General features: G+C 55.1%; 10 protein-coding genes. 7 read left to right on the top strand and 3 right to left on the bottom strand.

The annotated features are described in order from the left end of the window. Positions 1–125 precede the first annotated feature (125 nt). Complete coding sequence (locus AC1Z3F_RS00710; RefSeq protein WP_483566315.1) at positions 126–3,146, top strand: alpha-mannosidase; 3,021 nt, start codon at positions 126–128, stop codon at positions 3,144–3,146. Positions 3,147–3,183: 37 nt separating this feature from the next. Here the strand turns inward: AC1Z3F_RS00710 and AC1Z3F_RS00705 are convergent, their stop codons facing one another. Further along, complete coding sequence (locus AC1Z3F_RS00705) at positions 3,184–4,698, bottom strand: SDR family NAD(P)-dependent oxidoreductase (protein WP_444612795.1); 1,515 nt, start codon at positions 4,696–4,698, stop codon at positions 3,184–3,186. 60 nt (positions 4,699–4,758) lie between these two features. After that, complete coding sequence (gene purN / locus AC1Z3F_RS00700) at positions 4,759–5,328, bottom strand: phosphoribosylglycinamide formyltransferase (protein WP_131090273.1); 570 nt, start codon at positions 5,326–5,328, stop codon at positions 4,759–4,761. 27 nt (positions 5,329–5,355) lie between these two features. On the opposite strand from purN, the gene AC1Z3F_RS00695 reads away from it, so the two are divergent. From AC1Z3F_RS00695 to AC1Z3F_RS00670, 6 genes are all read left to right on the top strand, one after another. Then, entirely contained in the window at positions 5,356–5,967 is a 612-nt protein-coding gene (locus AC1Z3F_RS00695) for a DinB family protein (RefSeq protein WP_444612794.1), read from the top strand. A gap of 152 nt (positions 5,968–6,119) precedes the next feature. Then, positions 6,120–7,163 carry a LacI family DNA-binding transcriptional regulator gene (locus tag AC1Z3F_RS00690; protein WP_483566314.1) on the top strand — a complete coding sequence of 348 codons (1,044 nt, stop codon included), beginning with the start codon at positions 6,120–6,122 and terminating at the stop codon, positions 7,161–7,163. Beyond that, a complete protein-coding gene (locus tag AC1Z3F_RS00685) occupies positions 7,160–8,131 on the top strand; it encodes an ABC transporter permease (protein ID WP_165477374.1) in 972 nt (323 codons plus the stop codon). Before AC1Z3F_RS00690 ends, AC1Z3F_RS00685 begins: the two co-directional genes overlap by 4 nt. Positions 8,132–8,137: 6 nt before the next feature. Then, on the top strand, positions 8,138–9,121 hold the full coding sequence (locus tag AC1Z3F_RS00680; protein ID WP_131090275.1) for a carbohydrate ABC transporter permease: 984 nt from the start codon (positions 8,138–8,140) through the stop codon (positions 9,119–9,121). A gap of 76 nt (positions 9,122–9,197) precedes the next feature. Next, entirely contained in the window at positions 9,198–10,808 is a 1,611-nt protein-coding gene (locus AC1Z3F_RS00675; protein WP_483566313.1) for an ABC transporter substrate-binding protein, read from the top strand. 99 nt (positions 10,809–10,907) lie between these two features. Continuing rightward, positions 10,908–12,416, top strand: a complete 1,509-nt coding sequence (locus tag AC1Z3F_RS00670; RefSeq protein ID WP_483566312.1) for a glycoside hydrolase family 32 protein — start codon at positions 10,908–10,910, stop codon at positions 12,414–12,416. An 81-nt stretch (positions 12,417–12,497) separates the two neighbouring features. Here AC1Z3F_RS00670 and AC1Z3F_RS00665 read toward each other — a convergent pair whose 3' ends face one another. Beyond that, the gene (locus tag AC1Z3F_RS00665; protein WP_483566311.1) at positions 12,498–13,826 is read right to left on the bottom strand and encodes a cell division protein PerM; all 1,329 of its coding nucleotides are present in this window, start codon (positions 13,824–13,826) and stop codon (positions 12,498–12,500) included. Between the last annotated feature and the right edge of the window lie 47 nt (positions 13,827–13,873).

The following is a 13,873-nucleotide window of genomic DNA, read 5'->3' as shown; positions in this document are numbered from 1 at the left end:
TTAAGACTTTTGCCAGAAATCTGTCCCCACACTTCAACTAAATAGCCTTTCATTAGTGATTTTTCGGTAGTCTGGCAGTGAACTACCCCGTGAGTTTTTGGGGATCTGACCTTCGAAAGGCCGCCATGCACGACGATACTTCCTTGACCACTGGTCGAGTCAAACGAGTACTGCAGGAACGAGTACTGCCTGCCATCTACTCGGACTCAATCCCGCTTGCGGTGTCTTGGCATGAACTTCCAGGTGAACCAGTAACACCCACAAAGGGCTTGGCATTGGACTACGTTCCAGCTCAGGTTGGGACCTCTTGGGGAGCTGCTTGGGGCACCACATGGTTCCACCTTCAAGGCCAGGTTCCCGCTAGTTGGGCGTCACGCCGAGTCGAAGCAATTATCGATTTGGGCTTCGACGTAAATATGACGGGGTTCCAGTGCGAAGGGCTCATCTACCGACCTGACGGCAACACCGTCAAAGCGCTAAACCCACGCAACCAGTGGGTGCCAGTTACGGAGTCTGCAGAAGGCAACGAGCTAGTGGATCTCTATCTTGAGGCTGCGTCCAACCCAGTATTGCTGGATCATCACCCGTTTTTGCCGACCGAAGAGGGAGACATTCTCACTTCTTCCACGCGCAAGCTCTACACCATCCGACGTATGGATCTGGCTGTATTTGAACCAGTAGTTCATGAATTAGCTCTTGACCTTGAAGTGCTCCTAGATCTGCAGGAACAACTGCCCCAAGGCCCGCGCAAGATGCAGATTCTTCAGGCCTTGGATAACACCTTGGATGTTCTTGATCTTCAGGACATTACCTCAACGGCTCAGGCCGCTCGCGATGAACTAGCCGACGTTCTCGCCGCCCCGGCAGAACACAGTGCTCACCAGATTTCCGCTATCGGACACTCCCACATCGACTCGGCTTGGTTGTGGCCACTGCGCGAAACCATCCGCAAGGTCTCACGCACTGCTTCCTCGATGGTTGAGTTACTTGGCGATGAACCGGATTTCCTTTACGGAATGTCCAGTGCCCAACAATACAAATGGCTTAAGAGCCACCGCCCCGAGGTGTGGGAGCGCGTCAAGCAGGCGGTGGCCGACGAACGTTTCCTCCCCTTAGGTGGCATGTGGGTTGAATCCGATACTGTGATGCCTTCCGGCGAATCTTTGGTGCGTCAATTCCTTTACGGCCAGAAATTCTTCCACGACGAATTTGGTGTGAGTTCCAAAGGTGTGTGGCTACCAGATTCCTTCGGTTACTCCCCGGCCTTGCCGCAGCTGATGCGACGTGCAGGTTTTGAATGGTTCTTCACCCAGAAGATCTCATGGAATCAGCAAAACAAATTCCCACACCATAGCTTTGATTGGGAAGGCATTGATGGTTCTCGCATCTTCAGCCATTTCCCTTCCATGGACACCTACAACTCTCAGCTTTCCGGTGAGGAAGTTGCTAAGGCTTCACGCCAGTTCCGCGAAGCGCGCGTTACCAATAACTCCATTGCTCCCGTGGGCTGGGGTGACGGTGGTGGCGGTACCACTCGCGAGATGACTGGCAAGGCTAAACGCTTATCCAATCTTGAAGGTAGTGCGCAGGTGCGTTGGGAACATCCCAACCAGTTCTTCGACCGCGCTAAGCGCGAACTTCCCAACCCACCGGTCTGGGTTGGCGAACTGTACCTGGAATTGCACCGCGCGACGCTAACCAGCCAGCACCAGACTAAACAAGGCAACCGACGCACTGAGCAACTTCTGGTGGAAGCGGAGCTTTGGGCAGCCACCGCCACGTTATACACGGGAAGCGACTACCCCTACGTACAGCTAGACGAGCTGTGGGAAACAGTGTTGCTGCACCAGTTCCACGATATTTTGCCTGGCACCTCCATCGCCTGGGTACACCGTGAAGTTGTAGGCCGCTACGCACAAGTCATCGAACAGGTCGAAGCACTGATCCTCACAGCACAGCAGCAGCTTGCTGGGGACGGCTCAACGCCCATCGCTTTTAACGGGGCCGCGTTCACGCGCAATTCACTGTCCTTCGGTCAGGCAAAAGCACTCACTGCTAGCTGTGCGGATTCTGTTCAGGCCACGGCAGCTCATGGTGGATACGTCTTGGACAACGGCATTGTCCGTATTCAGGTCAGTGATCAAGGACTGATCACCTCCGCAGTAGATTTGGCCACTGGCCGCGAGGCTATTGCTTCGGGCCAAGAGGCAAACCTCTTGCAGCTGCACCAAGACTTCCCCAACATGTGGGACGCCTGGGACGTAGATAAGTACTACCGCAATCAGGTCACCGACCTCCGTGAACTCAATTCCATGGAATTGTCCTCGACTGAGGATGGCAGCCAGGTCATCACCATCTCTCGTGGCTTCTCGAAGTCGACGGTCATTCAGCAGCTGAGCCTGGCCCCGGGTGACCGAACAGTTCATATCGCTCAAAGCACCGACTGGCATGAGGCCGAGAAGTTCCTCAAGGTCGCGTTCCCACTCGATGTTCGGGCCGAGCAAACCATCGCGGAAACACAGTTTGGCTATCACAAGCGAGTGACGCATGTGAACACCAGTTGGGAAGCAGCGAAGTTTGAAACCTCCATGCACCGCTTTGTGCTGGCCGAGGAACCAGGCTTTGGTGTGGGGCTGATCAACGATTCCATCTACGGCTTTGATGTCACGCGCGAAGCCAAAGAAGCGCGCGTAACCACCACGATGCGTCTGTCGTTGCTGCGCGCCCCACGCTTCCCCGATCCGCAAACAGATCAAGGCATTCAAACTCACCGCTACGGGCTGGTGATCGGCGCCGATATCGCCACAGTCACTGAAGCTGGGGCGCTGCTCAATAGCGCAGAGCGAGTTGTTGTGGGTGCACAAGGCGTGGAACCACTTGTTGCTGTAACCGGTGAAGGCCTGGTGGTTTCCAGTGTGAAGCTGTCCGCTGATCGCAGCGGGGATCTGGTGGTGCGAGTCTACGAGTCGTTGGGACGACGTGCTCGTGGTGCCCTGAAGATCAATGCCGCTTACGCCTCGGCAACTACCGTGTCCCTGCTTGAAGATTCGTTGGCTCAGGGAGCTATTGATCTTCTTGATGGTGCGGTTCCGCTGGAACTGAGTGCTTTTGAGGTGCGCACCGTGCGCTTCAAACTCAGCGACTAAACATTAAGAATCTCAGGCTCGAACGCCTCGCCGTGGCTTACCAGGGCGAGGGTTCGTAGTCCTTGAGGAAGCAACCATAGAGGTCAATGCCGCGTTCCCCGTCCACGATCGGCTGGTAGACTCGGGCCGCCCCGTCGATTAGATCCAACGGTGCGTGCCAGCCTTCGGCGACCATGCGGACCTTGGAATCATGCGGACGTTCGTCGGTGATCCAACCGGTGTCCACCGCAGACATCAAGATGCCGTCGGTGTTCAGCATTTCTTCGGCACTGGTGCGGGTGAGCATATTGAGCGAGGCCTTGGCCATGTTGGTGTGCGGATGACCGGCACCCTTGTAGCGTCGGGAGAACTGCCCCTCCATGGCTGAGACATTCACAATGTATTTACGTCGTGCCCCACTGGCAGCCAAGGTAGGTCGTAACCGTGAAGCCAGCAAGAATGGTGCGGTGACATTGCACAGCTGCACTTCGAGCATTTCCAATGCGTCCACATTGCCCAAAATCTGGGTCCAGGAATTTTCTGTCACCACATCTGGCACCAGTCCCCCGGCGTCGATTGCGGTGCCTGCGGTAATGCGCTCCAGCGAGGCTGAGCCTGCCTTCATTGCCAGCTCCGCAAGTCGTTGTGCGTCGTAGCTGCCTAGCGGTTCCGGGGCCAACAACGCAGAATCCTCAAGCCTAAAGGCACTGGCCAAGGCTTTGGGGTGCTCGGCCGGCGGATTCGCTTCGCCCCATAGCTCCGGGCCACCGTGGCTGGCCAGTAGTTCGGTGGCTAGCGGTTGCTGTTCGGATTCGATCAGGTGCTGATATGAGTTGGACGTGCGCCGAACGGTTTGGGCCGCGTTGTTGATCAAGATATCCAGCGGGCCTTCGGCGGCTACACGATCAGCGAGAGAGATAACCTGTGCCGGATCGCGCAGGTCAATGCCGACAATGCGCAACCGGTGCAACCACTGGTTGCTGTCTTCGATGGCCGCAAAGCGGCGGGCTGCGTCTTTGGGGAAGCGTGTGGTAATGGTGGTGTGGGCGCCGTCGCGAAGTAGGCGCAACGCGATATGCATTCCGATTTTTGCTCGTCCGCCGGTGAGCAGTGCGCGCTTTCCGCTCAGGTCCGCGCGTGCATCACGGCGTTCACGACCTGCTGCAGCGCAGTCCGGGCACAGGTAGTGATGGAAGGCGTCAACGGTGGTGTAGCGGCGCTTGCAGATGTAGCAACCGCGTGGCCTGCGGAATTCGCCAGCAGTATCACCGTCGGTGGAAGCGCTCAGGTCTAAGCCCAAGGTTTCGTCGTCAAGGCGCTGAGGTGAACCGGTTGCGGTACGTTCAATCAGTGCGCGGTCTGCCGCACTAATTTCTGCTCGTTTCTGCGATTTTCTGAAACGCTTGGCGGCTTTGAACATGTTGCTGGTGGCGCGGCGTACAGCAACGTGCCGTTCGTCGTCGGAATCCAGTTCATGTACTACCGAGAGCACCTTCAGGGCCGTTGCCAGCTCCGCGTCGGTAAAAGGTTGCGTCGTTGAAGCCGCGTCGGCTTTAGGTGTTTGCTCAGTCATCTCGCCACCAATTTTACTTCCTTGGTGGCTCCGCGCGGTGTGCCTGGGTGGTGCTGTGCGCTACTTGCTCTTGGCTAGGTCTGCGAGGGTTGCAATGAGCAGACGGCGTTCAACAACTTTGATGCGTTCGTGCAACGTGTCTTCGGTGTCTGCATCATCGATGGCGACTGCTTCTTGGCGCAGGATCGGACCGGTGTCCACGCCGGCATCTGCAATATGTACGGTGCAGCCGGTGACCTTGACTCCGTAAGCCAGCGCGTCACGCACACCATGGGCGCCAGGGAACGAAGGCAGCAAGGCGGGATGAGTATTGATGTATGTGCCGTCAAAAGCGTTGATGAATTCTTCGCCGACGATTCGCATAAATCCAGAGGACACAACGTAGTCCGGTGCGTAGGACAGGCATTTTTCTGTCAGCGCATGGTTCCAGTCTTTGCGATCTTCGTAATCCTTGAAGTTCACAACAAAGGTTTCGATTCCGGCTTCAGCCGAACGCTGCACACCGTAGGTATCGTGTTTGTCGGCGCCGACCGCGGCGATGTCTACGTTGGGTAATTCACCAGCCTGAACGGCGTCGATGACTGCCTGAAGGTTCGAACCAGTTCCTGAAACCAAAACCACAATGCGCATGCCTTCAATTCTACGGTTTGGTCTTGCTTGTTTTTCATTCCGCTCAGGTTTGTTGCTTATGCCAGTCTCAAACTGGCGTGGAGAGCAAAGAAAAACGATGATTACGACATGAGTGAGATTGTTCCTGATCAGAAGAATTGGACCTTCGTTTTGGACTCGGTCTGCCCCGAGTGCCAGGTTGATGTCCGCGAGGTGACTCCCAAGGACGTCATCGAGCGATTGCCCTCTGGGGTTCAGCGCTATGTGACGGCGCTACACAATCCAGCAGCACGCGTGCGGAAAAATCCGGCGCGTTGGAGTGATCAGGAATATGTAACGCACGTAGCGCACATGTTGGTGATCATGACGCAGCGACTGGATCTGATGCTTGGGCAAGATGAGCCCACCTTCCCGAATTGGGATCAGGATCAGGCTGCCAATGAAGGTAATTACAACGCTCTTACTGCTGATGACGTCACGGCGCAGCTTGAGACCGCGGCTTCAAATTATGCCGAAAAATTGGGAAGCATCGGCGCTGAATCTTATTCCAGACGGGGTTTGCGTTCAAACGGTTCGGCCTTCACTGTTGAATCTTTAAACCAGTATGCGTGGCACGATTTTGTGCATCATCTGTGGGATCTGGACCCCAAGCCCAGCTAGAGCGGGCGTCTGGACTCCGGTAGGCGATGCGGCAAATTTATGGCAGCAGTTAATTTACTTGAAACCTGCATTGACCAACCCTGTGACCCGTGATACATTTTTCCCTGTTATACGAATAACTAACTCGCATCACTCAATGGGGAGACACTTTGATGGCTAGAGCCAAGCCCGCTTCCGGGCCCACAATGCACGATGTGGCAGCTGCAGCCAGTGTCTCCCAAGCCACCGTTTCCCTGGTCCTAAATTCCGCTCCTGGATCACGCTTCTCTGCCGACACTCAGCAGCGAGTCTGGGATGCAGTTGAACAGTTGGGATACCGCACCAACGCGCACGCCAAGGTGTTGCGTGAAGGTGTTTCAGGGATGATCGGCTTCATTGGCGACTCGGTGGCAACCTCACCTTTCGCTGGTGCAATCATCGAAGGTGCGCAGGAAAGAGCCTGGGAAGAAGGGCTCCTGCTGCTAACCATCAACACTGGCGGCGACAAAAAACTTGAGGCCGCTTCGCTAGATACGATGCTCTCCTACAAGGTGGCCGGTGTCGTGTACGCGGCAATGTATAACCGTTATCTTGAAGTCCCCAAAGCGCTGGCCGGGGTCCCTTCGGTCGTCTTGAATTCCCAAGACAAAGACGGCAAGCTCCCCAGCGTCGCTCCAGACGAAATTCAAGGTGGCTACACCGCAACTCGACGATTACTTAACGCTGGCCATACCCGAATAGGCATGATCAACATCGAAACCTTAGAAAGTGGACTACCGGCAGCGGTGGGACGCTTCGCAGGTTATCAAAAGGCCATGAACGAAGCTGGAGTCGAAGTTGATCCTTCACTGCTTCGCTTCGGCGAAGGTGGAGAAACTCATGGCTACACCTTCGGTAGGGAACTACTTTCTTCCAACCGTCCGCCAACCGCTATCTTCTGTGCCAACGACCGCACCGCATGGGGCGTTTATCAGGCGGCAGCGGAGTTGCGGGTATCAATTCCTGACGATGTTTCAATCATTGGCTTTGATAATCAGTCCACACTAGCTCCGTTCCTTCGCCCCGGACTGACAACTCTTGAACTACCTTTCGCCGCAATGGGCCGACAAGCGGTGGATTTCCTCCTCCAAGGAGCTAAACCTGATGGTCAGGTAAAGCTCATGGATTGCCCACTTATTGAACGCTCGTCGGTATCACACCCCAAGGAGAAGCCTTGAGTCAATCAAAACCAGCTGCTCTCAGGCGATTTAGCAAATCACCTAAAAAGCGCAAAGTTCCCTTTTCGCTTCAGCTGAAAAAGATCTTGGCAGCCTGGCAGTTATACGTATTACTAATACCTGCTCTGGCCTACATCGTGATCTTCAAGTACTGGCCAATGTACGGTGTCCAAATCGCATTCAGGAACTACAACCCCACCGACGGTTTCACCGGAAGCCAGTGGGTTGGCCTGAAGCACTTCATCAGATTTGTGAATTCTTACCAATTCACAGAGGTGCTGGGCAACACGATCTGGATCGCAGTACTGGGTCTGCTCATTGCCTTCCCGGTGCCAATCATCCTGGCGCTGCTCGTCAACGGGTTGCAGAGCGAGAAGTTCAAAAAGTTCACCCAAACCGTGCTGTACTCCCCTGCCTTCATCTCCACCGTGGTGGTAGTCGGCATGATGTTCGTACTGCTCTCTCCACGTTCAGGCTTGGTCAATAACGCCATCCAGCTCGCTGGTGGTGAACCGATCTTCTTCATGGGATCCCCCGACTGGTTCCGCCCGGTCTACCTGATTTCTGACATCTGGCAAAACGCCGGCTTCTCAATGATTGTGTACCTAGCAGCCCTAGCCGGCATCGATCCAGCCTTGCACGACGCGGCCAAGGTTGACGGTGCATCCAAGCTGCAGCGCATGCGCCACATCGATTTGCCAGGCATCATGCCAATGGTCACCGTGCTGTTCATCTTGGCAATCGGTAACTTGCTCAACGTTGGGTTCGAAAAGGCACTGCTGATGCAGACTCCGCTGAACCTCGCCAACTCTGAAATCATCCAGACCTACGTTTACCACGCTGGTCTGCAGCAGGCTCAGTTCAGCTACTCGGCTGCTATCGGTCTGTTCAACTCCGTCCTCAACCTGGTGCTGCTGTTGATCTTCAACCGTGTGGCTCGCCGGGCAAACCAAGCAACCTTGTGGTGATCCCCGATGTCATTAAAAACAATTCCAGCAACACCAGTTTCGCCTCGACGGGAGGGACAGAAGGTGATTAATCGTCAGTCCGGTGGCAAGTCAAAGTTCCGCCTCCTGCGCGAACGTTACGCCGACCGCACCTTCACTATCGCAGCGGTCACCATCCTGATCCTGTCGATCTTGGCAGTGGTTTACCCGTTGTACTTCATCGTGATCGCATCCATCAGTGATCCCAACGCAGTGTATGAAGGCAAGGTTTGGCTCTTCCCCTCCGGAGTGACTTTCGAGGGATACCAGCGAATCCTTACCGATGGCCGAATCTGGTCAGGCCTGACCAATACAGTGATCTACACGGTACTGGGAACGGCAATCAGCGTTTCCACCATCTTGTGCGGAGCCTACGCACTATCTCGCAAGGATATGCCGGGCCGTAAGTTCTTGATGTTGCTCTTTGTCATCACCATGTTCTTCGATGGCGGTCTGATCACCAAGTACCTGGTCGTGAAGGATCTGGGCATGCTCAACACCGTGTGGGCAGTAGTTTTGCCTGGCGCTGTTGGTGTGTGGAACCTGATCATCGCTCGGTCATTCTTTGAACACACCATCCCTAATGAATTGCGTGAAGCAGCTCAGATGGATGGGGCCAATGACTTCCGCTTCTTCTTCCAGATGGTTCTTCCACTATCAAAGCCACTGATCATGCTGATGATCATGGTGCACGTAGTGGCCAACTGGAACTCGTTCTTCGATGCTCTGATCTTCCTCAACGACGATTCAAAGTATCCCCTCCAGCTAGTTCTGCGAAACATCCTTATCCAATCCGATGTTTCCTCGACGGGCACCACCGGCGGAGATATTGCCTCCTACGCCGCGGCCCAGCGAATAGCCGAACTGACCAAGTACGCGATGATCGTCGTCTCCAGCCTGCCGCTGATGATCGCCTTGCCGTTCATGCAAAAGCACTTCACCAAGGGCATGATGATCGGCGCAGTTAAGTAATCACACTCTTCACCTCTCAATCGCAGGGCTAAGTTCCACTGCTTAGTCCTGCACCCCACCCAGAATAGGAACCACCATGGCACTTAATCGCCGACATGCAGCTCTTGCTGCAGCGCTAGCCGGAACATTGATGTTCACCGCTTGCGGTGGAGGAAGCTCCGATGCACCTGAAATCGAGGATTCCTCAGCGGAATTCGGCTTCCACGACACCGGCCTGCCGATCGTTGATAAGAAGCTGGACTTGACCTTCTCCGGTTCCAAGACCGCGCTGGCCCCTGACTTCAACACCATGACCGTGGTGAAGAACTGGGAAAAGGACACTAACGTTCACATCAACTGGGAAAACCTTCCAGAGACCGTATTCCAGGAAAAGAAGAACCTGATTCTTGCTGGTGGCGATCTGCCAGATGCATTCTTCAACTCGGGACTGACCGACTCTGAGATTGCAACTTACGCAACCAGCGGCACCCTGATCCCGCTTGAAGGTCTGATCGAAAAGAACGCACCAAATCTTTCCAAGCTGCTCAACGAGCGTCCTGATATCAAGGCAGCGATCACTTCCTCAGATGGTCACATCTACTCACTGCCTTCCATTGAAGAGCTCGGCTTGGTTCAGTTCCCTAACCAGCTGATCGTCAACACCGCATGGCTAAAAAAGCTGGATATCCCGATGCCTAAGACCGTGGATGAATTCCACGATGCGCTCAAGGCTTTCAAGGAAAAGGATGCTTCGGGCACCGGCAAGACCATTCCGCTGAGCTTCATGCCAGGCTCGTGGTGTGCCGATATCGTTGACCTGATCGCTGCCCTCGGCGGCATCCCAGACAACGCAGATCACCGCATTGTTCAGGACGGAAAGGTCATCTACACCCCTACCCAAGAGGGTTACAAGAAGGCCATCCAGACTCTGCACACCTGGTACAAGGAAGGCCTGATCGACCCAGAGTCGTTCTCGCAGGACGACAAGGCTTACCTAGCCAAGGGTAAGGCTGCCAAGGAAAACCTCGGCTCGTTCGTTTGGTGGGAGACCCCAGAAATGGTTGGCGCTGACCGTGCCAAGGACTACGCAATTGTTCCAGTTCTGGAAGGTGTTGACGGCCAGCGTATCGCCAGCCAGTCCAACAACCAGGAAATCGCCCGTGGCGCCTTCGCCATCACCAACGTCAACAAGTACCCAGCAGCTACCATTCGTTGGGCCGACCACCTTTACGATCCGGTTGAATCCGCTCAGGCTAACTGGGGACCAATCGGCGAGACGTTGAAGAAGGATGAAAAGACTGGTCTGCTCACCCAGATTCCAGTCAAGGAAGGCGAAAGCGAAGGCGAACGCCGCCAGAAGGTCGCACCAAGCGGTCCAAAGGCTAACACCGCCGAGAACTTCAAGACTGTTGTCGCTCCGGAGCCACGCGCTGCCGAACGTCAGAAGGTTGTTAACGAGTTCTACAAGCCATTCGCTGGCAACGAGGGTTACCCTGCGGTCCCACTGTCCAACGATGAGCTGCAGGAAATCAGCACCGTTGAAACCGATGCTGCTTCATTGGTTGAGCAGAAGGTCGCCAAGTGGATTGTCACCGGCGGCATCGAAGACGAGTGGGACGAGTACGTCGCACAGCTTCAGAGTGTTGGCGTTGATCGCATGGTAGAGGTCTACCAAACCGCGCTGGACCGTTACAAGTCCAACTCCTAATTCACCACGCACAAGCTAGGGCCGGACGGAACCTGAAAATTTCCGTCCGGCCCTTGCTCTAGAACTAATCAAACCAGCACAGAATTGAGCTTGTTTCCCATGACTGCTTCGACCGCCTCAACGGCCGAAAAGTACCGCCCGTCGCTACACTTCTCAGCGCAAGATACCTGGGTCAATGATCCCAATGGGCTGATTTACCACGATGGTTTCTACCACCTGTACTACCAGAACAACCCTTTCGGAAACGTCTGGGGAAATATGTCCTGGGGACATGCCACCTCACCAGATCTGCTCTCCTGGACACATCATCCGGTAGCCATCGCCTGTGATGAAAATGAAGATATCTTCTCCGGCAGCATTGTCTTTGATAAAGAGAACACCAGCGGTTTTGGTACGTCCGAGCGCGCTCCACTGATCGCTTTTTACACCAGCGCTTACAAGCCAGGCAACGCTCGTCACGGCATCCAAGCACAGTCCGTCGCTTATAGCCTTGACGGCGGTTATAGCTGGAGCAAGCACTCCGGGAATCCGGTGATTGATCGCAACTCCCCCGAATTCCGTGATCCTAAGGTCTTCCGCTACAGCTCAGCGGAGACCAGCTACTGGGTTATGGTCACCGTTGAAGCACAGGATCACCAAGTAGTTCTGTATAAGTCCGAAAACCTCTTGGACTGGCAATACTTGAGCACCTTCGGTCCTGCCAACGCGACTAGCGGAGTCTGGGAATGCCCGGATCTGTTTGAACTACCGGTAGACGGCGGAGTCAACGGATCTAAGTGGGTTCTGGTTGTTAACTTGAATCCTGGCGGCCCCAACAATGGTTCGGCAGGACAATACTTTGTCGGGCAGTTTGACGGCACAACCTTCACCTCCGAGTCCACCGTGACCGAAGGACGCTCCGACAACGAGCGTCTGAACGACTATCAATGGTTGGACTGGGGCCGCGACTACTACGCAGCCGTTTCCTTCGGGGACGTTCCTGATGGGCGTCGTCTGATGATCTCTTGGATGAACAACTGGGAGTACGCGAATCAGATTCCTACCTCACCATGGCGCAGCCCCATGTCGTTGGCCCGAGAAGTAACACTACAAACCATCGATGGTGCACCGCGCTTGGTGCAGAAGCCAGCCTTTGATCCGAAAAACGAACTGGGCTCAACTCAAAACTTCAGCCTCGATTCGGTACAGCTGGATGACGAAGTTCGAGTACTAGACCAGGCCCGCGGTGCGGTGCAGGGTATTGAGCTCTCGGTGACACCGGGAACTGCCATTGAGGTCGGTTTAGTTGTTCGCGGTGGACAGACTGAAGGGACGCGCATCGGTGTGAACCTTGAGCAATCTGCGCTCTTTGTAGATCGCCGCAACTCAGGCGAAAGCGATTTCCACGAGTCCTTCGCTTCGCTGGATAAGGCACCTATTCTTCCGCTGAACGGATCCTACGAATTGACGATCTTTGTTGATCATTGCTCGGTGGAGATCTTTGCTCAAGGTGGGTCAGTGACGATCACGGATCTGATTTTCCCGTCCCCTGAGAGTATTGATCTTTCCCTCTACGCAGCAGGCGGTAGTGCGCAGTTCAGCAATGTAGATGTTGTTCGCTTCGACTGATTCAGCGACAGCGGATGGTTCTGCATCTGGGTACACAAAAGGCTGACGGAAATTTTCCGTCAGCCTTTGGTGTATCTAGCTTTAACCCTCTAGTACCGGGTCGGTTTCAAACAGTGGGGCAATGAGATACCCGATCGCCGTACCGATGCCGATCTGCAAGGCCAAAGCGCCAGCAGTCAACCACGGATTCGGGCCGAGATCTGTCAGGCGTCCGATGGCCAAGGAACCGGATGCCAGCCATGAACCGAACAGGCTCAGCACACCGGCAACCACTCCGGCAAAGACCGACAAGCAAGCCGTGGAAGCGCCCAGTGCGAGCATGTTGAACGGGATGCGACGGGCGAACCAATCTTCTAAGTGGTTCTCTCCCCCACGCAAGAAATACCAGCCAGCAAGAATACCTGCAGCAACCGGAATCAGCATGAACAGCCAATGGTTCGAGGCGTCACCCGATGGGATAGATGCCAGCATAGGGATCGATGGCAGCGGCCCCACCGTGGTTTCCAAGCTGGATAATGTGCTTCCGGAGCCCAGGGTGAATCCGCCACCGCTGACCCACGATAGGACCCAGAATGACGCATTAGGAATCAACGCCAATTGCACCAAGGTCAAAGCTGCCGAGCCGATGGGCCCTGGACGCAATTCCTGATACACGTTGGCAACTTCGGTCCAGTGCAGACCCATGTTGATAGTCAGCAGCAACCCGCTAATCCCCACGGCCGCTACGTAGCCAAGGAACCCGGCCACAACAACATGCCATACATAGGAACCAGCCCAGCGGCGGTGCGGAGACAGACGCTGAATATAGGCGGCAATGTCCACGCCAAATAGTCGAGCCCACGAACCGGCCTCGCGGCGCGCTCCGATAATCAACCCCAGGGTCGCAATGATCAGCGGGATGAAAATAGCGGCAAAGAGATTCACCCGCGCGTAACTGTTATTAACGAGCAGTCCCACCACCGCGCCGATGGCGCCATAAGCGGCAAATGCTCCGAGCAGCCCTTGCCAGAGCTGATCGGTGTAGGAAGCACGCGCGATGCGTCGACCTGCGCGCAGGCAGAAGGCAAAGGGAAGTAACGACAGGCCCAAAGGAATCAACGTCAGCCATCCGGAAACGGAGCTAGGATCCTCGCCTGTGCCTAGGTTCAAAACTTCAATTGGCACACCGTGGATCATCAGCCAGATGAATCCAGCAAACTGCAAAATGACGTTAAAGGAGTCTTCCAAGAAGCCGCCGCTGAAGTACACGGCGATCAGTGGCAACATGATCAGGGCTATGCAAAATACAACGGACTGCAGGATCTCAAAAACGCCCTGCAACGCAAGGGGCATTGGCCAGCCGTTGCGCAGACGCAACATCACTGCCTTCATGGGTTTCTTTTCGCGGCTCATCATTCTCAATGTTGCCACCAATAGGCTCGCCTCACGCAGATCGACGCGCATCCTGCCCCTGAGCG

The sequence above is a fragment of the Glutamicibacter sp. MOO4 genome, from assembly GCF_056934395.1.
The sequence above is the reverse complement of the archived record's forward strand: the minus strand, read 5'-3'. Positions and strand labels throughout refer to the sequence as shown.

Excerpts from the sequence above, each read along its gene's own strand:
- AC1Z3F_RS00710 (WP_483566315.1), top strand. The coding sequence starts at position 126 with ATGCACGACGATACTTCCTTGACCACTGGTCGAGTCAAACGAGTACTG.
- AC1Z3F_RS00705 (WP_444612795.1), bottom strand. The coding sequence starts at position 4,698 with ATGACTGAGCAAACACCTAAAGCCGACGCGGCTTCAACGACGCAACCT.
- purN (WP_131090273.1), bottom strand. The coding sequence starts at position 5,328 with ATGCGCATTGTGGTTTTGGTTTCAGGAACTGGTTCGAACCTTCAGGCA.
- AC1Z3F_RS00690 (WP_483566314.1), top strand. The coding sequence starts at position 6,120 with ATGGCTAGAGCCAAGCCCGCTTCCGGGCCCACAATGCACGATGTGGCA.
- AC1Z3F_RS00680 (WP_131090275.1), top strand. The coding sequence starts at position 8,138 with ATGTCATTAAAAACAATTCCAGCAACACCAGTTTCGCCTCGACGGGAG.
- AC1Z3F_RS00675 (WP_483566313.1), top strand. The coding sequence starts at position 9,198 with ATGGCACTTAATCGCCGACATGCAGCTCTTGCTGCAGCGCTAGCCGGA.
- AC1Z3F_RS00670 (WP_483566312.1), top strand. The coding sequence starts at position 10,908 with ATGACTGCTTCGACCGCCTCAACGGCCGAAAAGTACCGCCCGTCGCTA.